Below are 19,866 nucleotides of genomic sequence, written 5' to 3'. Positions count from 1 at the left end.
TGCGGCCGGGTTGCGGATCCCGGCGGATCGGCTCGACACCAAGGGCGACCGGGATGGCCCGACCGCTACAGCACCCTCGTCCCGCCCGTGTGAGAGACCAGTTCGGCCACCGCGCGTGCGAGCGCCGCGAGGCCGGGGCCGGCGGGGCCGCCGGGCTCCGTCATGTAGAGGTCCCTGCGGATCTCGATCATCAGCGCGCTGACGCGAGGGTCCTTGCCGTAGTACTTCAGAGGCACATACGTACCGGCGAAGGGCGTGTTGACCGCCGTGCCGCCCAACCCGGCGAACGCCTTCTCCGCCAGGGCGACGAGCTCCGGCGGAGTGTGGAAGTCGTCGGCGCCGAGGCAGATCGGCGGCCGCGGGCCCTCGCCGTGCAACTCGTAGGGCAGCGGCTCGGTCGGATAGGAGTGGATGTCGATGACGACGGCGCGTCCGGTGGCCGCCAGCCGCTCGCCGACCGCCGCGGTCATCGCCTTCGCGTACGGACGGAAGTAGCGGTCGATCAGCGGCTGCGGGTTCACATCCGGTGAGCGCAGCCGCTCGCCGTGCGTGGCGTGGGTGTAGACCGCGCCCATGCCGACGGCCAGCATCTCCTCCCGTTCGTCGGGAAACCGCTCAGGATCGATCACCAGTCGCGAAAGACCGTTGACGAAACGCCAGGGGGCGACGGGAGCGGCCTCTGCCGCGGCGGCGGCGATCTCCGCGGTGTGGGCGTCGGTGATGTGGTCGAGCTCCAGCTCCAGCGCCGCGTCGTCCAGCTCGATGCCGCTGCGGACCGGCGCGGGGATGGCCCGTGCGGAATGCGGGACATGCAGAAGGACCGGGGAGTGGTCGGCGCCGGGAAGAAGCCGGAAGGGTGGGGGCTCGTGGGACATCGCTGTCCTTCCTGCCGGGCGAGCGGAGATCGACGAGCATTCTACGAAGCCGGAGCCGGCCGGGCCTGCGAATCTCACCTCCGGGAACAGCGCGACTGCCCCGGGTCGACCCACGCGCCCATCACCCGCATCGAACTGCACGGCGCCAGCGCGACGGACGGCAGCGCCGCAGCCTCCTCCCGAGTCCCGCGTCGTCTACACCGACAACGACCCGATCGTGCTCACCCACGCGGAGGCGCTGCTGCGCAGCACCCCCGAGGGCGTGACCGACTACATCCAGGCCGATGTGCGCGAGCCCGGGCGCATACTTGAACAGGCGAGAAGTGCAGCAGCGCCAGTAGCCCGGCATCGTCCAGCTGACGCGGTGGCACCCCGAGCCGGGAGTGGACGAGGTCACCGAGGGGAACGAGGCGGCTTCGCTCTACGCGGGAGTGGCGCGCAAGGCGTAGCCGTGGCAGCAGCGGTCGTCGGCGGCGTATAGCGGCGGCGTATACCGGCCAAGGGACCGGCCGGGATCCCGGGGTACCCAAATTCTGCTTATGATTCAGGTGTGTTCGATTCCCGGCACATCAGAACTTTCCATGAAGTGGTCAGAGCCGGTTCGTACTCGGCGGCCGCCCGCACCCTGGGCTATACGCAACCGGCGATCACCCAGCAGATGAAGTCTCTCGAACGGGACGTCGGCACACCGCTGTTCATCCGGGTCGGCCGCAGTATGCGCCTCACCGAAGCGGGCGAGGCCCTGTCGCGGCACGCCACGGTCATCCTCGACAACATGTCCGCGGCCCAGCAGCAGATGAGCGCCCTGACCCGGCTGCGCGCGGGAAGGGTCCGCGTCTGCGCGTTCCCCAGCGCCAATGCCACGCTCATCCCCGAGGCGATGGCCCGCCTCGCCGCCGCCCACCCCGGTGTGCGCGTCGACCTGCTGGAGAGCGAACCGCCGGAGTCGCTCCATCGCCTGGTGCGCGGGGAATGCGACATCACACTCGCCTTCACCTATCCCGGCCTGCATGAAGACGTGCCGGACGAGCTGGTGGAGATCCCGCTTCTGGAGGACCAGTTGACGGTGCTGCTGCCGGCCGGGCATCCACTGGCGCGGCGCAGAGCCGTGCAGCTGGCCGATCTGGCGCAGGAGCGGTGGATAGCCGGGTGCCTGCGCTGCCGCGCCAATCTCCTTCACGAATGCGGCGAGCAGGGGTTCGCGCCGGACATCGCGTTCACGACCGACGACAATCTCGTCGTGCAGAGCCTGGTCGCGGAGGGACTCGGTGTCGCGATGATCCCGGCGCTCGTACTGAACTTCCTCTGCCACCGCAAAGTCACCGGACGGCCGCTGCAACCCGCTTCCCGGCGGCAGATCTCGGCGTATGTGCTGAAAGAGCATCTGCGGATACCGGCGACGGCGCTGGTACTCGACGAGCTGAAGACGGTCGCGGCGAACAAGATCGGCTGCTGAGGCAGCGGCGACCCATCCATAAGCGGAGCTTGGGAAGCAGCCAAGAAACCGTCGTTGGACGTGATGGGTCGGGCGGCTCGACGCTGCCCGTATGACCATCTCGACCGGAACGACCGCCTTCACGGCCGCCCGCACGACCGACCGCCTCGACGTGCTGATCGCCGACGTGCGCGAGGCCGTCGGGAGAGGCCTGCCGCCGGACCTGACGGCGTATCTGGTCGGTGAGCGCCTCGCACCGCATCTCGGCGCGGACGATCTGCTCACCTCCGAGCAGTGCGAGAGCGACCCCGCCCGCTATCGCCAGCATCTGCTGCACGCCGAGCATGACGGAAGCTTCTCGATCGTCGCGCTGGTCTGGCTGCCGGGCCAGGGCACGTCCGTGCACGACCATGTGTCGTGGTGCACCACCGGTGTGCACGAGGGTGAGGAGTACGAGCGGCGCTACCGCCTCCTCCCGTCCCAGGCCACCGGGGCGGCCGCGCGCCTCGTCGCCACCGGCGATGTCGTCAACGGGCAGGGCGAGGTCTGCGGATTCGCGCCGCCCGGCGACATCCACCGGGTCTGGAACGCGGGACCCGGCCGGGCGATCTCCCTTCATGTGTACGGGGCGGACATCTCGCGTCTGGGCACCAGCGTCCGGCGGGTCTACGAGCTGCCGGCCGACCGCTGATGGCGCTGCTGAGGGAACGGGCGGCCAAGGCACCCCCTTCCGCGGTCGCGCCCCGCACCCTGCCCGGACTCGCGCTCGCCGCGTCCGCCGTCGCCGTCGCCTGGTCCGTCCACCAACTCCTGCCGGACGTACCGATGCTGACCGCCGCGGTGGTGCTGGGGATCGTGGCGGCGCATCTGCCGGGCGCACGCGTCCTGGTCCGGGGAGCGGCCCGCCCGGGACTCACCTACGCAGCGAAGCGCCTGATGCGCGTCGGCATCGTGCTGCTCGGGCTGAAGCTGAGCCTGGACGACGTGCTCGGCCTCGGCTGGGCGACGGTCACCATGGTGCTCGGCGTCGTCGCCGCGACCTTCCTGGGCACCTGGTGGCTGGGCCGCAGGATGGGGCTCCCGGGCGATCAGCCGCTGCTGATCGCCGCCGGATACTCCATCTGCGGGGCGTCGGCGATCGGCGCGGTGAGCGAGGCGACGGACAGCGACGAACGCGACGCCGCGACCTCCGTGGCGCTGGTGACCCTGTGCGGAACCCTCGCCATCGCCGTACTGCCGCTGCTGCAGCAGCCGTTGGGGCTGAGCGACGCGGAGTTCGGGCGCTGGGTCGGCGCGAGCGTCCACGACGTGGGGCAGGTCGTGGCCACCGCGCAGACCGCGGGCCCCGACGCGCTCGCTGAGGCGGTCCTGGTCAAGCTGATGCGGGTGGCGCTGCTCGCACCGCTCGTCGCGGCGGTGGCGTTGTCCGTTCGACACAGACGGCGCGGCGCTGTGACGGGGAGGAAGCGGCTGCCGCTCGTCCCGCTCTTCGTGGTCGGCTTCCTGGCGATGGTGGCCCTGCGCAGTACGGGCCTGCTGCCGACGTCGGCCATCGACGCGGCGCAGCACGCGCAGGAACTCCTGCTCGCCGCCGCGCTGTTCGGTCTCGGCAGCGCGGTCGACCTGCCGTCCCTCACGCGCACGGGCGCAAGGGTCGCGGCGCTGGGGCTGAGCGCGTGGGTAGTCGTGGCGGGGGTCTCGTACGCGGGGGTGCTGCTGGTCATGGGCTGAAGTCCGCGCGAGTGCCAGGCACTGTCCGATGGGTCGCGTGACCAGCGGCCGACGTCCAGCGGGCGTACATCTTCCACGGCACCGTGACCGTCGCTGCCATTCGCCTCCGGCTCCGCTCATGACCTGTCGGACGGTGCCGGCCGAGCGGGTCCGACATATGCGGGCACGGGGTGTGGCAATGAGTCAGCGACGTGCCGGGGCGAAGGGGATTCCCGAAGCCATGCCGCGGCGGCCGACCATGAGGGACTCGCCGAGGAAGCTCACGCCGATGGAGAGCTGGAGCGGGCGTGCGTTCTCGTGCATGCCCATCTTCACCGCCAGGACACTGAAGCCGGCCGTGACCGCCAGGGTGCCGATCACGGCGAGGAAGGTGCGGCCGGTGTACCGCTGCCACAGCACGCCCCCCTTGTCGACGAGTTGAATGGTGGCGCCGCGGAGTGCGCCGAGTGCCGCGCCGACGGCGGCGCCCGTGATGACCCAGGTGAGGTCGTTGCCGGTCAGATCCGTCATCTTGACGAGGGACAGGACGCCGATCCCGGTCAGGATCGCCGGGGCCGCGAAGAGGTCCCTTGCATTGACCGGTTCACCGATCATCCGTTTGATCACGACCGCGATCACAACCACCGTGATGATCGCGGCGAGTAGCCAGGGGTTCACGCAGATACCACCCATCTTTATGGCACGATTGAGCTAAAAAGATGTTAGCCCAGTCGTGCTATAACAGCAATGTGCCAAAGATCGTCGATCCCGTGGCCCGCCGCAGGGCGGTGGCGCAAGCCGTCCTGTCCGTCGTCGCCCGGCAGGGGCTGGAGCATGCGTCGCTGCGCAACGTCGCCGATGAAGCCGGACTCGCCATCGGATCGGTCCGCCACTACTTCGCCGACCACGACGAGTTGATGACCTTCACGATGAGGGAGCTGAGCCAGCGCATCGGCGACCGCATCCGCACCCACGCCGAGCGGCTCCTGGCTCCCGACGGCCGCACCGACCGCCGGGCCGCCACGGAAGAGCTGCTGGCCGAGTTCCTCCCCCTGGACGAGGCCCGCAGCCAGGAAGCCGCACTCTGGCTCGCCTTCGCCGCCGCAGCACAAACCCGCCCCGAACTACGGCCCTGCGCAGCCGAGATGCAGGCCGACCTGCACACCCTGATCTCGCGCGTGCTGCACGAAGCCCACTGCGCCGGCGGGCTGCCGGCCGGCATGGACATCGAACTGGAAAGCACGCGACTGGCCGCCCTCCTCGACGGACTCACTCTCCAGGCGACGCTGCTGCCGGACCGCTATCCGCCGAAGCTGCTCCGGCAGGTACTGCGGCGGCACCTGGATGCCCTCAAAGCCGACAGCTGACCTCCGGCCAACGCGTTCAGCGCGCACGCCTCGGGGACATCAAGGGCTGCACGCCGGCGCGCCAGCCCTTCACTCTCCTCGCTGAGGCGGGCAGCACGGCCTCAGCGCGCTCGGCGTCGACCATATGTGTCCGAGCTGCTTGGCATGAGGGTCAAGCCCCGGTCGGCCGGTCGCCACTCGCGCGACGGTCTGACCCACCGGACAGGGCCTAGGCGAGCAGCGTGGGCGCCGCCTTCTCCAGTACGGCCGAGACCCGCTCCCAGGTCTCCATGTCCCGTTCCACCGGCGGGAGTTCGACAGCATCGCCGCCGCTCTGCCAACTGCTCGCCAGCGCGACGGGGTCCTCGCCCGTCGCGGCTCCCGCCGCGAGGGCCGCCGCGCCGCGGGCGACAAGCTCGCCGCTCTGAGGGATCAGCAGCGGGCGGCCGGAGAGGCGGCGCACGGTCTCCACCCAGTGGCGTCCCTTGGCTCCGCCGCCCACCAGGCGCAGCGGGCGGGCCGCCACCTCCTCGTCGGCCGGGTCGAGGCCGCAGGCGCGGAGGACTTCGTCCAGCGCGCGCAGCACCGTCACCACCGCGCCCTCGTAAGCCGCGCCGAGGAGCTGCTGGCGGGTGGTGGTGTGGCGAAGGCCGGTGAGCAGACCGGAAGCCGCGGGCAGATCGGGGGTGCGCTCCCCGTCGAGGTAGGGCAGCAGCACGACCTCGCCGCCCGCCTCGGCGGCGTCACGGCCCAGGCCCAGCAGGGTCGCGATCTTGTCGACGGCGAGCGTGCAGTTCAGGGTGCAGGCCAGCGGGAGATACGTACCGTCGGCGGCGGCGAACCCGGCGAGCGCCGGGGAGGCGGGCCGGGTGCGGCTGGCCGCGAAGACGGTGCCCGAGGTGCCGAGGCTGAGGGCCGGGTGGTCGAGGAGCCCCGCGCCCCCGAGCCCGAGGCCGACCGCGGCGGCCATGTTGTCGCCGGTGCCCGCGGCGACGGCGATGCCCGCGGGCAGGCCGAGGTCGGCTGAAGCGGTGTCGGTCAGCGAGCCGATGCGTACGGCTCCGGTCGCGGCGACCGGAGGTAGCAAGTCGCGGTCCAGGCCGATGAGTTGAAGGATCTCCGGATCGTACGAGCCGGTGGCGGTGGAGTACCAGCAGGTGCCCGAGGCGTCACCGGGGTCGGTGGCCGCGGTACCCGCAAGCCGTTCGGTGAGGAAGTCGTGGGGGAGGCGTACGGCGGCGGCCGCCTTGGCAGCCCGTGGTTCGTTCTCCCGCAGCCACTGCCACTTGGCGGCCGTCATGGAGGCGACCGGCACCGATCCGGTACGGGCGGTCCAGGCATCGGGCCCGCCGAGCGCCTCGGTGAGGGCGGCCGCCTGCGGGGCCGAACGGGTGTCGTTCCACAGCAGCGCGGGACGGACCGGACGTCCGGGCCGGTCGAGGACCACGAGGCCGTGCTGCTGGCCCGCGACCGCGATACCGGTGACGGCGGACGCGGGCAGGCCCGACTCCTTGAGCCCGGCGGAAACGGCCTCGCGCAGCGCGTACCACCACCCCTCGGGGTCGCTCTCGCGGGCGCCGCCCTCGCCGCCGACCTGGTGCGGGGCCCGGCCGACGGCGAGCGTGCGGCCGGTTGCCACGTCGATGAACGCGGCCTTGGCGGACTGGGTCGAGCTGTCCACGCCGATGACCACCTGCTGCGCGGGCATGGTCCCCACCTCTCCCTCCCGGCCTATTTGGCCGTTCGCCGAACAAATTACGTCAAGCGGTCCTGCGCGAACAGGTGTTGGGGGCTACTGCGATCGGGAGGGGGTATGCATTATTAGTAAGGTCAGCAAACAAACCAGGGTTCGAAGGCGGTCATGGCCATGGCGCAAGGCTTCACTCCCACCCCCGACGACAAGTTCAGCTTCGGCCTCTGGACGGTCGGCTGGCAGGGCAGAGACCCGTTCGGGGACGCGACCCGCCCGCCACTGGACCCCGTCGAGTCCGTACAGCGGCTCGCCTCACTCGGCGCCTACGGCGTCACCTTCCACGACAACGACCTGATCCCCTTCGGCGCGTCCGAGTCCGAGCGAGAGTCGCACGTCAAACGCTTCAGACAGGCGCTGGACGCCACCGGCCTGGTCGTGCCCATGGCCACCACCAACCTCTTCACCCACCCCGTGTTCAAGGACGGCGGCTTCACAGCCAACGACCGCGACGTACGCCGGTACGCGCTGCGCAAGACCATCCGCACCATCGACCTGGCCGCCGAGCTCGGGGCCCGCACCTATGTCGCCTGGGGCGGCCGCGAAGGCGCGGAGTCGGGCGCCGCGAAGGATGTGCGCACCGCGCTGGACCGGATGAAGGAAGCCTTCGACCTGCTGGGGGAGTACGTCACCGAGCAGGGCTACGAGCTGCGCTTCGCCATCGAGCCCAAGCCGAACGAGCCGCGCGGCGACATCCTGCTGCCGACCGTCGGCCATGCGCTGGCCTTCATCGAACAGCTGGAGCGGCCCGAGCTGTACGGAGTCAACCCCGAGGTCGGCCACGAGCAGATGGCCGGGCTGAACTTCACGCATTCCGTCGCCCAGGCGCTGTGGGCGGGCAAGCTCTTCCACATCGACCTCAACGGGCAGAACGGCATCAAGTACGACCAGGACCTGCGCTTCGGCGCGGGCGATCTGCGGTCCGCCTTCTGGCTGGTCGACCTGCTGGAGACCGGCGGCTACGAGGGCCCGAGGCACTTCGACTTCAAGCCGCCGAGGACGGAGGACGCGGATGGGGTGTGGGCGTCGGCGGCGGGCTGTATGCGCAACTATCTGATTCTGCGGGAACGGGCTGCGGCGTTCCGCGCGGACCCCGCGGTCCGGGAGGCGCTACGGGCGGCGCGTCTCGACGAACTCTGCCGCTTCACGGCTGAGGACGGGCTGTCCGGGCTGCTGGCGGACCGGTCCGCGTTCGAGGAGTTCGACGTGGAGGCGGCGGCGGAGCGGGGGATGGCGTTCGAGGAGCTGGACCAGCTGGCGCTGGACCACTTGCTGGGGGTGCGGGTGTAGGCCGCCTTCGGCGCTTTCCCCTACCCGCCCTCCCCCTACGGCCTGGCGGCCGTGGGAGGTACCCCCATCCCGAATCGGGGCTCCGCCCCGAACCCCTTATGCGACCTTCGGCCGCATGTCCTCAAACGCCGGACGGGCTGACCATGCGGCCCGTACCACAGCCTCGCCGATCAGCCCGCCGCCCGCGCCGCGTACCGCACCGGGTCCCCCAGCACCTCCCGTACCACCAGCGCCGCCGCCCCCCGCGCCGCGTCCGCCGCCGGGGACGCGGCACGCAGGCGGCCCGCGGTCTCGGGCCACAGACGAGAGACCACCCGGGCCGACAGCTCGCCGTCGGCCGGCGGCGCCAGCCACGGCAGCAGTGGCGGATAGATCCCGCCGAGCACCACCGCGTCCGGGTCGAAGAGGTTCACCGCGCCGGACAGCACCCGGCCCAGCATCAGCCCGGCCCGTCCGAGGGCCGACACCGCGCGCTCGTCGCCCGCGCGAGCCCGGCGTTCCAGCTCGGCCACGCCCCGTGCGCCGCTGTGCTCGTCGAGGCCCGCGGCCCGCAGCAGCGCCGACTGGCCGGCGTACTGCTCCAGGCAGCCGCGCGAGCCGCAACGGCATTCGGGGCCGTCCGGGGACACCACGACATGGCCGATCTCACCGGCGAAACCGTGCGCGCCGCGCAGCAGTTCACCGTTCAGGACCAGCGCGCCGCCGACCCCGATCTCGCCCGTCAGATACAGGAAGCTGCGTACGTCGCCGAGGCCCCCGAACCACAGCTCCGCCAGGGCCGCCACATTGGCCTCGTTCTCGGACCGCACCGGCAGGACGGGCTGAGCGGGACGCAGCGCGGCAAGCGCCTCGGCGAAAGGGCCCTCGGCCGCGACGCGTGTCCAGCCGAGGTTGGGCGCGTACCGGACGGTTCCGGCCGAGACGAGGCCCGGCAGCGCCAACTGGGCTCCGACGGGGTGCAGTTCCTGCTCGGCCGCGGACACCAACGCCCGGGCGGCGATCACGGCCGCCCGGTCCAGCACCCGCTCGGGCGGCGCGCCGCTGTTGTCGATGTGCTCGACCAGCCGCACCCGGTCGGTGCCCGCCAGGTCGACCACGCACACCGCGACATAGTCGACGTTGATCTCGACCCCGATGCCCGCGACTCCGGTACGGGCCACCTTCAGCACCGTGCCCGGACGGCCCGCCTGACCGCTGAAGGTCTTGCCCGACTCCGTCAGGAACCCGCTGTCCAGCAGCTGCTCGACCAGGGAGGAGATGGCCGCGCGGGTCAGCCCCACACGCGCCGAGACCCCGGCCCGGGTCACCTCGCCCGCGTCGCGGACCGCCCGCAGCACCAGGCTGAGGTTGTGCCGTCGTACCGTTTCCCGGTCGGCCTTGGGCTCCAGCGGTGGATGGTTCCCGGGGCCGTTCCCACTCACGCGCCCGCCGGATCGGTCTCGAGCTCTGCCACCGGGCGCAGTGCGCTCACGGAGCGCAGCAGCGGGTCACGCGGGCTGCGGCTGAATCCCGGTCGGCAGGCGAACGTGACGGTGGGCGCGGCGCCCGGTATGCAGAAGTCCAGGCCTTCCACGCATCAGCCCTGCGGCTTTCGGTATCCCAGCGACGCCTCGATACGGCCCTCGATGACATCCAGACCGGGCAGGGGACCGTGGGCGGGCGAACTCGTGAGCAGTGAACGGCACTTGGAGCTCAGCAGCAGACCGAAGCTCTCCGCCTCGTTCTCCTCGGCGACGTCGAAGTGCGTACGGGCCGCGACCTTCAGGACGGTGTCCTGCAGGTCGGCTCCGTCGTTCAGCAGTCGTGCCGCGACGGCCGCGCCTTCGACGTGGTGGCTGCAGTGACCGGCCTGCATGTGCCACAACTCGTGGCCGAGGATGACCAGTTGATGGTCGGGGGCGGTGCGCTCCTCGATGACGATGAGGTCCTGGTCCGCCATGTCGAGCCAGAGCCCGCTCGCGGTTCCCGGGGGGAAAGAGGCCATGCGGAACTGGACCGGCCGGCCGCGTCGGCTGCTCATCCTGGCGCACAGGGTGGCGTAGAGGTCCGTCGGTTCCGCGGGGACGGGCAGGTCGATTCCGGCGATCAGTTCGCCGCACAACCGCCGCATCTCTTTGCCTTTGTTCACCGTTCTCCCGTCGGTGCAGGGTTCACTTCAGGACTCCGTCGGCTTGACGCTCTCCAGGAGCATGTCGAGCCATTCGGTGACCTTGTCGCGGTGCTTGTCGGTGGGGAGCTGGGCCGCGCGCCAGGCGATGCCCCGTACCCCATGGTCCTGCAGCAGACGCTCCAGTGGGTCGCTGTCGCCGGCGTAGTCGTGCAGCAGCGTCTGCTCGGTGCGCTGCAGGGCGCCGTCGAGCGCGTCGGCGTCCTCGGCGGTGAGGAATCCGGCGTGGACCTTGAAGAAGCGCTGGATGGCGTCGCAGTGCTCCATGGTCGGTCTGCGGTCGCCGTTGATGAGAGCCCCCGCCTGCTGCCGCGACATGCCCGCGCCGTCGGCGATCTCCTGCTGGGTGTAGCGGCGGCCGTTGGGCTTGAGCCGTGTCCTACGCAGCAGATCGAAGCGCTGCAGAAAGCGCGCCTGGAGATCGGGTTCGCCGGCGGGCCGGCCGTCGAGGAGGTCCCCGACCACATCGGCGGGGACGCCGGAGGCCTCGGAGAGCTGATGTACGTCGAAGACCTCGCTGTAAGGCACACCGAGCTTGCCCGCGAGTTCGGCCAGACGGGAAATCGACGCCGTCAGGGGGCCTGCGATTGTTGGGCCCGGAACCAAGAAGCCGTCTGTCACCAGTAGGTCTCCTAGATCACGCGAGGTCACTCCGCACACAGGGGACTGCCGGGAGAGTAACTGTTCCAGGGAAGTGTAACCATGCCTTGCCACAGCTGTGGCGCGATCTGAGCGCTCAGCGGCGGTCAATGCCACGATAGTTGACATGACTGTGTGCGGGTAGCAGGATCGCCACGCGGTGATGATGATCCAAATGGCCCTGCCGCACCGGGACTTCGAGAGGGTGGCGTTCTCGATGACATATGAGGCAGGCGTGGAACGACCCGCCCATGGGCGGCGAGGCCACTCCGGCACGGCCCGCGGCGCGGTCCGGGCGAGGCGGGTCACCGATGTCATCAGACGGCGCCGGGAAGAGCTCGGGCTGAGCGTGGAGGATGTGGCCGCCCGGCTCGAGATCAGCACCGGCGCGTACGGAAACTGGGAGCGCACCCCCGCCCAGGACTGGACCGACGACAGGCTCTGTGCCCTGGTCAAGGCCCTGGAGATGAGCGACCAGCAGGGCGGCTGGCTCTTCCGTCTCGCCGTCGACCGGGATCCGCCTGCCACGGGCAACAGGCCTGCGGCAGCGTCCCTGTCCGCGCCTCCGCTGGGACCCGCACGCCCCTCGGGTCCGGCCTTCCCGTCCGGGCCCATGCGCCCGTTCGCGCCCGTGACCGCACCCGTGCTGCCCACCCTGCCCGCGGCGCCGGGAGAGCCGGACCCTGGTGAGGCGCCGGACCCCGAAACCCGGGCCTACCTGCACGACTACGCCGCGATGATGGACGCCGTGCCGATGCCTTCGGTGCTGCTCGACCGGCGCTGGGACGTGGCACACGCCAACCACTCCTTCGCGGCACTGTTCCACGGCATCGCGCCGCACCCCACAGCCATGCCCGGCGACAACTTCCTCAGGTTCGTACTGTTCCACCCCGACGCCGGTGCGGTGCTCGGCGACCGTGAGACGAGCTGGTGCCTTCCCTTACTGGCGCAGCTCGACGCGGCCCTGGAGTGTTACCCGGAGGACCGAGTTCTTCAGGCCATTCGTGGCGACATCGCGGGCGACCCGATCATGGACGCCGCCTACCGCTTCGGCCTGCCGCACTGGATGCTTGTCATGGGAGCGGCGGCCGTGCATCACGACGGAGCCGTACGGCCGCTGTATCACCCCGATCCCCGGTGGGGGCGGACCGAGTGCCGGATCGTCGACGAGACCCCGGGGACCCTGCAGGACCGGGGATTCACCCGGCTGACGCTGGTCATGCGCGAGGGACGGTCCGCCGTCTCGCCCGACGTGCGGCGCGGCAAGTCGCACCTGCGAGCGGTCTCCAGCGGCTGAAGCCCTGGCGTCGCCTGCGCGCACCGGAAAGGGGTACGTGCTGGGCGACACGACCCGCCGCACGGCCGCCATCAGCTCATCGCCATCCTCTCCGAGGTCGGGAAAGATCACCGGATCTTCCATCATCGCAACCGTCCGGGCGGCGGACCTGACCTGGGATCAATTTCGTGGCCGAACCGCTGACCGAAGGTGTCGGCGTGACTAGCATGAAACCTGAATTCGCTTGCGCGACAGGGGGAACGCCTGTGCCTGAGATCGATGCGCTGCTCGACCGGCAGCGGCTGCTGGCCAGGGTCCTGAGCCGCGGCGCCGACGCCGACGCCGACCCCGTTCGATCCACCGACACCAGCCTGGCGGACGCGGACGCGGGCGCGGACCGGGACATGCCCGCGGTGCGGCGCGAGGAGTTGGGGATCGCGCTGCGGGAGGCGCTCAGGGACTCCCCAGGCTTTGCCGATGAGCTCTCGGCGCTGCTGCCGGAGCGTCCCGCCGTCCAGGCCGACGGCGAGCGCGGCGTCGCCGTCGCCGGAAACAACTCCGGGATCATTTCCACCGGCGACGGTGCGAAGAACACCCTGCACCAGTGAGCGGCAGGCCCGGTCTGCAGAAGCCGGACCCCGCCGAGCACAAGCCTGACCAGTCGGGCGGCGACCGGTCGGTGAAGGTGGACGGTGACAACCACGGCATCGTGAGCACCGGCGACAACGCGAACAACGTGCTCATCCTTCCCGCAGCGCGCCCCGCCGAGAACTCGCTGGCCGGGAAGGCCAATCTGCTCGCGGACAGGGTCAGCGACGTCTTGAAGCGTGAGGAGGAGCAGCAGCGGTTGTGGGATCCGGCCCCGCTGCCTGTGCGCTGTCGACCGGCACCTTCGATGTTGACCGGCCGCCGGAACAGCATCCTCGACGTCTCGGCCGAGGCGGCGGCCCCTCTCCCGCTGGACCTGACCGGTCCGCTGGAAAAGATCGCGGCTGTCTACGAGGGGACAAAGCCCGGCAGACTGATGGTGCTGGGCCGGGCGGGCTCGGGGAAGACCATCCTGGTTCGGCGTTTCGCAAGGGCCAGGCTGGAAGCTCGCACTCCAACCGGCGAAGCACCGGTACCGGTGATCTTCAGTCTGGGATCGTGGAATCCCACCACCACTCCGCTGCGGGACTGGCTGATCGACCGGCTGGAGCGGGACCACCCCTTTCTGGCCGGGGCCGGCCCCGACGGATCGACGTGGGCCGCCGCGCTGGTCGGTGCCGACCGTGTGCTGGCGATCCTGGACGGGTTCGACGAGATCGCCGACGGCCTGCACGAGGCCGCGCTGCTGGACCTCAGGGCCACCACCGTGCCGCTGCTGATGACGAGTCGCCGCGCCGAACTCGAAGCCGCCGTGGGAACAACCGCGCTCTTCGCCGGTATCGAACTGACCGACCTCACCCTCGACGACTCCGTCAACTACCTGCTGCACGCCACCAATACGCCCGCCCCGGACACGACGGACACCACCACCCCGACCGGGTGGGAGTACGTCCTGAACAAGCTGCGCCGTCACCCCGACAAACCGGCCTGCGCCAATCTGGCCGCTGTGCTGACCACCCCCCTGATGGTCACACTCGCCCACACTGTCTACAAATCCGGCCGCGATCCGGTGAAGCTGCTGGAAATCGAGGAGTTCAGCACCCGAGGAGCCCTTGAAGACCATCTCCTGGACAACTTCGTCCCCACCGCCTACGACCGCTTTCTCAGCACACGCCCCGCCGCGAAACGCCGGCCCTGGCGCGCCGAACGCGCCCGCCACTGGCTTGGCTACCTCGCCACACACCTGAAGAAACTCGACACACACGACATCGAATGGTGGCGACTGGGAACCGCCATGAGCCTCTCTTCGCGCATGCTCGTCTCAGGGGTCACGAGCGGGCTCGTGTCAGGGACCATGCTCGGACTCGTCTTCGGGCTCACGACCGAGCCCAGAGTGGCATCCGTCAGCGTGCTTCTGAACGTGCTGGGGATCGGGCTGACCTTCGGGCTCATGCACGGATTCGGGTCAAAGCTCAAGGTCGGCGGCGCATTTGAACCGTCGCGCATGCACATACAGATCCGCGGCGGGGCGAAGAGAGTGAAGGAGAGTTTCCTCCCCAGAATTCGGGGCGGACTCGCGGGCGGGCTGGTCTTCGGGGTCGTGTTCGGGCTCGGAATGGCGGTCTATGCGGGTCTCCTGGATTTCCCCTGGACCGTGATCGCCTTGGAGTTCGGGAAGTGGCTCGTGTCCGGGCTCGCGCTCGGACTCTCGGTCGGGCTCATACTCGCGCTCGTGGCCGGGCTTGAGGCAGTCATCGAGACGAAATCCTCGGTCAGCCCGTCGGACCTGTTGCACACGAACCGCACGACGGTGCTCGCCCAAGTGCTCGCGGTCGGGCTGGCGCTCGGGCTCGGGTTCGGGATCGTCGTCGCGCTCGTGAACGGGTTCGCACTCGGGGTCACGAGCGGGCTCGCGAGCGGGCTCGTAGTCGGGCTCGGGCTCGGCACGTTGACCGCTTGGGGCCGGTGGGTGGTCCTGGTCCGTGTCTGGCTACCCCTGACAGGGCGGCTCCCGTGGGCGGTGAACGCCTTCCTGGACGACGCCTACCAGCGAGGCGTGCTGCGCCAGGTCGGCGCGGTCTACCAGTTCCGCCACGCGCGGCTGAGGGATCGCCTGGCCGAGGTCTACGAGCAGCACGAACAGTAAGGATCAAGCTCAGCGCATCGACGCCACGGCCCACTCCGACACGACGGCCACCGCGACCCCGACCCCCAGCACCGCCGTGGCCACCCGCGTACGCCCCTGGCGGCTGAGCACCAGCGCGCTGCCCGAGAGGATCAGCGCGATGCCGTAGAAGCCCATGGTCAGCACCGAGTGGGTGCTGCCGAGCCGCAGCACGAGCGTGACACCCACGGCGATCATGATGATCGCGGAGAGAGCTATGCGTACATGACGTGCCTGACGTGGTGTGAGCCCCTGCCGCTCCGGGCTCGAATTGGCTTCTGACATGCATCGAAGCCTATGCGGTCCCGGGGGCGTTCGGGCTGCCGGGGCTGATCTCCCGTGCGCCGCTGCGTCGGCTCAGGCGCTGCGCGCCCCGCCCACACCGGCGGTCCACAGGGGAGCGGTTCCGGTGAGCTGGCAGGCCATCAGATAGAGCGGGATCGGCGGAGTGTAGGGGCTGGTGTCGTCGGGTCGGCGGATCAGCCGGGGATTCACCGCAGGTACGTACGCCCCGCGGGCGTAGTGCGACGGCAGCGGCCAGGTCAGCTCCAGGTCCGAGCCGGCCGGCACGATCCACCACCACCAGTCGGTGTCGGCGAAGACGCAGCCGTAGCGCGGCAGTCCGCCCAGTAGTCGGAAGCCGTGGCGCGCGGGAAAGCCCACGGCGTCACAGCCCAGATGGGCCGAGAGCGTGGGCGGAAGGTCGAGCCGGGTCAACGGGGTCTCGGTGCGGACGGTGCCGCGGCGGGCGCTCCGGGAGAAGCTCCGGAAGAAGAGGAGCGTCGCCAGGCTTTTCAGCATGGCCTCTGCGGATCGTGCGGAATGCCGGACTCGTGGGGAGTGCGGGCGTGCGGAATGCCGCTCTCCCCGGACGTGCGGGCGTGCGGCAGTTCCGCCCAGACGAGACGGCCGGGGCCGTGCTGCGAGTCGTACGCCCCCCAGGCGCTGCTGACGGCCTCGACCAGCAGAAGGCCGCGCCCGCGTTCCTCTTCGAGGGTGTGGCACACGTGCGGGCCATCGGGGGACGACCCCTGGTCCTGCACGGTGATACGCAGGCGCTCGGCGCCGTTGAGAAGTTCGCAGGCCACCAGATGGCCGTCGGTGTGCACGACCGCGTTGGTCACCAGTTCGGACACGACGAGCATCGCCGTGTCGTGAACGTCTCCGCCTATGCCCCAGAAGTGCAGCCGCTCGCGCGCGAGTCTTCGCGCTCTCGCGACGAATTCGACGCGCGCCGGAAGCTCGAAGCTGTATCGGTGGTGGTCGGCCCCCGAGCACTGGTCCAGGAGCGGGGCGGTGAGCGCGTCACGGTTCACCCGACCACTCTCCCGCCGCAATGGTCAGCTTGGCAAGGCCCACTTTGAAAAATTCAGAGTGGGCATATTCATCCTTGCGGGAGCGTGGCACACTGCACGCAACAGCACGTGGGGAGGTCTCGAAGTGAGTGAACCGCGGTCCGCCCCCACGGTGGGCCAGGTCGTTCTCGGCAAGCGCTTGCAGGATCTGCGGGAGCGGGCCGGACTCAGGCGCGAGGAAGCGGCAAAGGTCCTTCGCGTGGCCGCAGGCACCATCCGCCGGATGGAAACCGCCGAGGTCGCGCTGAAGATCCCTTATGTCCAGCTGCTGCTGAACGCCTACGGGATCACTGACGACGAGGCCCGGGGTTTCATCGAGCTCGCCGAGGAGGCCAATAAGCCCGGCTGGTGGCAGCGCTTTCACGACGTTCTGCCCGGCTGGTTCAGCATGTACGTGAGTCTGGAGGGTGCCGCCGCCCTCATCCGGACCTACGAGCCGCACTACGTGCCGGGTCTGCTGCAGACGGAGGACTACGCCCGGGCGATCATGCTCGGCGGAGCCGTCGGGCAGACCGACCCGGCCGACATCGAGCGCCATGTGGCGCTGCGGATGGAACGCCAGGCTCTGCTCACCCGACCCGACGCACCCAAGTTCTGGGTGATCATGGACGAGACGGTCTTCCGCCGGCCCGTCGGTGGCCCCGGCGTCATGCGAGCACAGATCGACAAGCTGCTCGAATGGGCCCGGCTGCCTCATGTCACCCTGCAGATCGCGGAGTTCGCGACCGGACATCACCCCGGCACCTACGGGCCGTTCGTCCTCTTCCGGTTCGCTGTCCCCGAGCTCCCGGACATGGTCTACAGCGAGTACCTCACCGGCGCCGTCTACCTGGACGCGCGCCCCGAGGTCGCCTCGCATCTGGAGGTTCTGGACCGCATGGCGGCTCAGGCCGCGACTGCGCAACGCACGAAGGAGATTCTCAGGGGTCTCCGCAAGGAGTTGTAATGAATCACCACATATACAACGGGATGCCGGCGGCCGAACTGGGCGAAGAGGGCTGGCACAAGCCGTGGAGCGGCGGCAACGGCGGCAACTGCTTCGAGACGATGAAGCTGGCCGACGGCCGGGTCGCGGTGCGTCAGTCCGCCGACCCGGACGGCCCCGCCCTCATCTACACCTCCAACGAAATGGAGGCGTTCATCCAGGGTGCCAAGTCCGGGAAGGCGGACTTCCTGCTCACCTGACGGCTCGGCCGCCGGCGCGGGTGTCGGCTCAGCCCTTCGCGGCCCCCGGCGGGAGCAGCGTCGCGAGGAACGCCTTCGGCGGCGAGACATTGCCTGCCGCGTCGATGGTGCGGTACTCGATCGTGTGGGTCCCGTAGTCGGGTGTGGCGTCGTCCCACGGCACCGCGCGCGTACGGCCGAGCTTGCCGTAGACGAGATTGTCGATGACCGTGCCGCCCGGGGTGAAGCGGTACGGCGCGTCCGCGTCCGTCGGCCAGCCGTAGTAGGTCTGCCAGCCGTCGCCGTCGACCCGGAACTGCGAGACCACCGAGCCCTCCTGGTCGTCGCCGGCTGTCAGCTTCATCGTGAACGGGCCGTCGTAGACGTACTCCACGGGCTCGCCCGGCCGGTGCACGGTGCGCAGCGGCTTGGAGAGTGTGTACGCCCCCGCCGCGGGTGCCGCATCGACCGTCCAGGTCAGCGTGGTCTTCGTACCCGCGATACGAGCCGTGAGGCTGTGGGTGCCGGGGCGCAGTCGCAGCGCACCCAGATCGAGATCGCGGTCGTTGCCCGGATTGGCCACCGTCCGCCCGTCGAGCGTCCAGCGCACGGAGTGGGTCCGGTCGGCGGGGTGCGTGGTGTCCGCGTACACGACCGAGGCCGAACCCACCGGGGCCGCGGTGCCGGTGTGCCCGGTGAAGGCGGCCGCGACCGGCTCCCGCGGGGTCGTGACCTCCGTGTCCACCCTCCAGGAGACCGTGCGGGTCAGCGCGGCGGACGCGCGGATCGCGGGGTCCCGTACGAACGGCGTCGGGTCGTTGACGGTGGCCGTCAAGGAGTGGATGCCGGACGGGAGTTGGAGCCTGCGCAGATCCACCGTCCGGGCCTCGCCGACCGCACGCAGCGCACGCCCGTCCAGCCGCCATACGACATCGAGCTCACCGCCCACCGGATGCAGGGTGTCCAGCCACACCGTCCGGTCGTCGCCGATCGGGGCGCTGTTCGGGGTGTGGTCCTGGACGAGACTGACCTTGGCGGAGATCTTCTGGGTCATCACCTCGCGCCCGACCTGGTCGAAGGCGTACCCGAGGGTCTTCATGATTGAGTGCTTGCTGGGCCGCCAGACGCCCTTGGTGCTGTACATCCCGCCCTCGAACCGGCCGATGACCCCGCCCGATTCGCTCTTCTCGCCCAGCCAGCGCCACCACTTGGCCCGCTGCTGCTTCATCTGCTCCTCGGTGAGCAGGGTGTGGTGGGCGGACGACGGTTCACCGCCTTCGTACGCCGCTCCGGGGACGCCTCGCGCGTAGTAGTCGTACTCGTCCTGGAGATTGCCCAGCGAGTGGCCGATCTCGTGCGGGGTGATCAGCGAGGAGAGCGCGTTGCCGCCGGAGGCGGTGGCGAAGGTGCCGCCCGCGCCGCCGTAGGTCTCGCTGTTGGCGAGCGCCACGATCTGCCGGTTGGCGCTCGCCGACCCCGGGACGAGATCGGCGAGGGCGGACGCCGATGAGTTGTCGACGGTCAGCAGGCGCTGCACGCTGTCGGGGTTGCAGCCGCCCCAGAAGCCCATGCCGAGCGCGGTGTTGCGGCGCGGCGCGTCCAGACCCGGGTCGCAGTCCACGCCGGACTCGGCCGAAGGGACCTCCACGGCCCAGACGTTGACGTAGGAGCGGTACGAGGCGAAGGGCTCGGTGGACCAGAGCACATTGAGGTGCTTGTCGACGTCGGCGCGGAACTTGGGGAGCTCGGCGGCGGTGTAGCCGTCGCCGAGAACGATGATGTTGAAGCGCTTGTCCGCGGGGCCGGTGGTCTGTATGGGCACCACCACCGTGGCGGCTTCGGTGACGGGGCTGTCGGCCGCCGCCGATGGCGTGGCGGCCAGCAGTCCGCCGGCGAGCAGCGCGCCCGCGGTGGCGAGTGCGGCCGCTCTTCGTAAACGTGTACCGGGTGAGGTCATGGGGCCGGAGCGTAGGGCGGTGCCCAACGGGCCGTAAAGACACCAGAGTTGGCCACTGGGCTCATGCCGAACTCCCTTGACCCCGTAGAGCAGGGCGTGGTGGTCTGGTGCTCCGTGGATCTCGGGAAGGAGGTCCACGACGCCGTGCCC

At 70.2% G+C, this 19,866-nt stretch carries 21 protein-coding genes and 1 pseudogene; 11 read left to right on the top strand and 11 right to left on the bottom strand.

Features of this window, described 5'->3' with window-relative positions:
- Positions 1-65 precede the first annotated feature (65 nt).
- On the bottom strand, positions 66-875 hold the full coding sequence (locus tag OG905_RS07190; RefSeq protein WP_328666809.1) for an N-formylglutamate amidohydrolase: 810 nt from the start codon (positions 873-875) through the stop codon (positions 66-68).
- Positions 876-1,047: 172 nt separating this feature from the next.
- On the opposite strand from OG905_RS07190, the pseudogene OG905_RS07185 reads away from it, so the two are divergent.
- The 4 genes and pseudogenes from OG905_RS07185 to OG905_RS07170 all read left to right on the top strand — a co-directional run.
- Positions 1,048-1,197: pseudogene (locus OG905_RS07185) on the top strand (SAM-dependent methyltransferase); the annotation flags it as partial.
- Between the two features lie 228 nt (positions 1,198-1,425).
- Entirely contained in the window at positions 1,426-2,331 is a 906-nt protein-coding gene (locus OG905_RS07180; RefSeq protein WP_328666807.1) for a LysR family transcriptional regulator, read from the top strand.
- Positions 2,332-2,422: 91 nt separating this feature from the next.
- On the top strand, positions 2,423-3,001 hold the full coding sequence (locus OG905_RS07175) for a cysteine dioxygenase family protein (RefSeq protein ID WP_328666804.1): 579 nt from the start codon (positions 2,423-2,425) through the stop codon (positions 2,999-3,001).
- Complete coding sequence (locus OG905_RS07170; protein WP_328666802.1) at positions 3,001-4,041, top strand: YeiH family protein; 1,041 nt, start codon at positions 3,001-3,003, stop codon at positions 4,039-4,041. The genes OG905_RS07175 and OG905_RS07170 overlap by 1 nt, the downstream gene beginning before the upstream one ends.
- 183 nt (positions 4,042-4,224) lie before the next feature.
- Here OG905_RS07170 and OG905_RS07165 read toward each other — a convergent pair whose 3' ends face one another.
- Entirely contained in the window at positions 4,225-4,698 is a 474-nt protein-coding gene (locus OG905_RS07165) for a DUF1453 domain-containing protein (protein ID WP_328666800.1), read from the bottom strand.
- Between the two features lie 71 nt (positions 4,699-4,769).
- Between OG905_RS07165 and OG905_RS07160 the strand changes: the two genes are divergently transcribed.
- The gene (locus OG905_RS07160) at positions 4,770-5,387 is read left to right on the top strand and encodes a TetR/AcrR family transcriptional regulator (protein ID WP_328666798.1); all 618 of its coding nucleotides are present in this window, start codon (positions 4,770-4,772) and stop codon (positions 5,385-5,387) included.
- Between the two features lie 208 nt (positions 5,388-5,595).
- Here OG905_RS07160 and xylB read toward each other — a convergent pair whose 3' ends face one another.
- Positions 5,596-7,074: a xylulokinase gene (gene xylB / locus OG905_RS07155; RefSeq protein ID WP_328666796.1), complete on the bottom strand. Its 1,479-nt coding sequence runs from the start codon at positions 7,072-7,074 to the stop codon at positions 5,596-5,598.
- A gap of 159 nt (positions 7,075-7,233) precedes the next feature.
- Here xylB and xylA point away from each other — a divergent pair, with 159 nt between their 5' ends.
- Complete coding sequence (gene xylA, locus OG905_RS07150; protein WP_328682090.1) at positions 7,234-8,406, top strand: xylose isomerase; 1,173 nt, start codon at positions 7,234-7,236, stop codon at positions 8,404-8,406.
- A 170-nt stretch (positions 8,407-8,576) separates the two neighbouring features.
- On the opposite strand, the gene OG905_RS07145 is transcribed toward xylA, so the two are convergent.
- The 4 genes from OG905_RS07145 to OG905_RS07130 are packed head-to-tail and all read right to left on the bottom strand — an operon-like array spanning position 8,577 to position 11,194.
- Entirely contained in the window at positions 8,577-9,827 is a 1,251-nt protein-coding gene (locus OG905_RS07145; protein WP_328666794.1) for an ROK family protein, read from the bottom strand.
- Positions 9,824-9,979 carry a hypothetical protein gene (locus OG905_RS07140; RefSeq protein WP_328666792.1) on the bottom strand — a complete coding sequence of 52 codons (156 nt, stop codon included), beginning with the start codon at positions 9,977-9,979 and terminating at the stop codon, positions 9,824-9,826. The genes OG905_RS07145 and OG905_RS07140 overlap by 4 nt, the downstream gene beginning before the upstream one ends.
- A 3-nt stretch (positions 9,980-9,982) precedes the next feature.
- Positions 9,983-10,516 carry a toxin-antitoxin system, toxin component gene (locus OG905_RS07135; protein WP_266484453.1) on the bottom strand — a complete coding sequence of 178 codons (534 nt, stop codon included), beginning with the start codon at positions 10,514-10,516 and terminating at the stop codon, positions 9,983-9,985.
- Between the two features lie 45 nt (positions 10,517-10,561).
- Positions 10,562-11,194: a helix-turn-helix transcriptional regulator gene (locus tag OG905_RS07130; RefSeq protein ID WP_328666790.1), complete on the bottom strand. Its 633-nt coding sequence runs from the start codon at positions 11,192-11,194 to the stop codon at positions 10,562-10,564.
- Between the two features lie 193 nt (positions 11,195-11,387).
- Here OG905_RS07130 and OG905_RS07125 point away from each other — a divergent pair, with 193 nt between their 5' ends.
- From OG905_RS07125 to OG905_RS07115, 3 genes are all read left to right on the top strand, one after another.
- Complete coding sequence (locus OG905_RS07125) at positions 11,388-12,509, top strand: helix-turn-helix domain-containing protein (protein WP_328666788.1); 1,122 nt, start codon at positions 11,388-11,390, stop codon at positions 12,507-12,509.
- Positions 12,510-12,754: 245 nt separating this feature from the next.
- Entirely contained in the window at positions 12,755-13,096 is a 342-nt protein-coding gene (locus tag OG905_RS07120; protein ID WP_328666786.1) for a hypothetical protein, read from the top strand.
- Positions 13,093-15,222 (top strand): NACHT domain-containing protein, encoded by a 2,130-nt coding sequence (locus OG905_RS07115; protein WP_328666785.1) that lies wholly within the window; start codon positions 13,093-13,095, stop codon positions 15,220-15,222. The genes OG905_RS07120 and OG905_RS07115 overlap by 4 nt, the downstream gene beginning before the upstream one ends.
- Positions 15,223-15,231: 9 nt before the next feature.
- On the opposite strand, the gene OG905_RS07110 is transcribed toward OG905_RS07115, so the two are convergent.
- From OG905_RS07110 to OG905_RS07100, 3 genes are all read right to left on the bottom strand, one after another.
- Positions 15,232-15,525, bottom strand: a complete 294-nt coding sequence (locus OG905_RS07110) for a hypothetical protein (protein ID WP_328666783.1) — start codon at positions 15,523-15,525, stop codon at positions 15,232-15,234.
- Between the two features lie 72 nt (positions 15,526-15,597).
- Positions 15,598-16,041, bottom strand: coding sequence for a hypothetical protein (locus OG905_RS07105; protein WP_328666781.1), 444 nt, complete (start codon positions 16,039-16,041; stop codon positions 15,598-15,600).
- Positions 16,035-16,556: an ATP-binding protein gene (locus OG905_RS07100; protein ID WP_328666779.1), complete on the bottom strand. Its 522-nt coding sequence runs from the start codon at positions 16,554-16,556 to the stop codon at positions 16,035-16,037. Before OG905_RS07100 ends, OG905_RS07105 begins: the two co-directional genes overlap by 7 nt.
- 124 nt (positions 16,557-16,680) lie before the next feature.
- On the opposite strand from OG905_RS07100, the gene OG905_RS07095 reads away from it, so the two are divergent.
- Positions 16,681-17,541, top strand: a complete 861-nt coding sequence (locus OG905_RS07095) for a helix-turn-helix domain-containing protein (RefSeq protein WP_328666778.1) — start codon at positions 16,681-16,683, stop codon at positions 17,539-17,541.
- Positions 17,541-17,780, top strand: a complete 240-nt coding sequence (locus tag OG905_RS07090; protein ID WP_266483335.1) for a DUF397 domain-containing protein — start codon at positions 17,541-17,543, stop codon at positions 17,778-17,780. Before OG905_RS07095 ends, OG905_RS07090 begins: the two co-directional genes overlap by 1 nt.
- Before the next feature lie 28 nt (positions 17,781-17,808).
- Here the strand turns inward: OG905_RS07090 and OG905_RS07085 are convergent, their stop codons facing one another.
- Positions 17,809-19,716 carry a M64 family metallopeptidase gene (locus OG905_RS07085; RefSeq protein WP_328666777.1) on the bottom strand — a complete coding sequence of 636 codons (1,908 nt, stop codon included), beginning with the start codon at positions 19,714-19,716 and terminating at the stop codon, positions 17,809-17,811.
- Positions 19,717-19,866: the final 150 nt, after the last annotated feature.

The sequence above is a fragment of the Streptomyces sp. NBC_00322 genome, from assembly GCF_036147535.1.
GTDB lineage: Bacteria > Actinomycetota > Actinomycetes > Streptomycetales > Streptomycetaceae > Streptomyces.
The sequence above is the reverse complement of the archived record's forward strand: the minus strand, read 5'-3'. Positions and strand labels throughout refer to the sequence as shown.

Coding starts and splice junctions, on each gene's coding strand:
- OG905_RS07135 (WP_266484453.1), bottom strand. CDS start 10,516: ATGCGGCGGTTGTGCGGCGAACTGATCGCCGGAATCGACCTGCCCGTC.
- OG905_RS07125 (WP_328666788.1), top strand. CDS start 11,388: ATGGCCCTGCCGCACCGGGACTTCGAGAGGGTGGCGTTCTCGATGACA.
- OG905_RS07085 (WP_328666777.1), bottom strand. CDS start 19,716: ATGACCTCACCCGGTACACGTTTACGAAGAGCGGCCGCACTCGCCACC.
- OG905_RS07105 (WP_328666781.1), bottom strand. CDS start 16,041: ATGCTGAAAAGCCTGGCGACGCTCCTCTTCTTCCGGAGCTTCTCCCGG.
- xylA (WP_328682090.1), top strand. CDS start 7,234: ATGGCGCAAGGCTTCACTCCCACCCCCGACGACAAGTTCAGCTTCGGC.
- OG905_RS07090 (WP_266483335.1), top strand. CDS start 17,541: ATGAATCACCACATATACAACGGGATGCCGGCGGCCGAACTGGGCGAA.
- OG905_RS07170 (WP_328666802.1), top strand. CDS start 3,001: ATGGCGCTGCTGAGGGAACGGGCGGCCAAGGCACCCCCTTCCGCGGTC.
- OG905_RS07110 (WP_328666783.1), bottom strand. CDS start 15,525: ATGTCAGAAGCCAATTCGAGCCCGGAGCGGCAGGGGCTCACACCACGT.
- OG905_RS07190 (WP_328666809.1), bottom strand. CDS start 875: ATGTCCCACGAGCCCCCACCCTTCCGGCTTCTTCCCGGCGCCGACCAC.
- OG905_RS07175 (WP_328666804.1), top strand. CDS start 2,423: ATGACCATCTCGACCGGAACGACCGCCTTCACGGCCGCCCGCACGACC.
- xylB (WP_328666796.1), bottom strand. CDS start 7,074: ATGCCCGCGCAGCAGGTGGTCATCGGCGTGGACAGCTCGACCCAGTCC.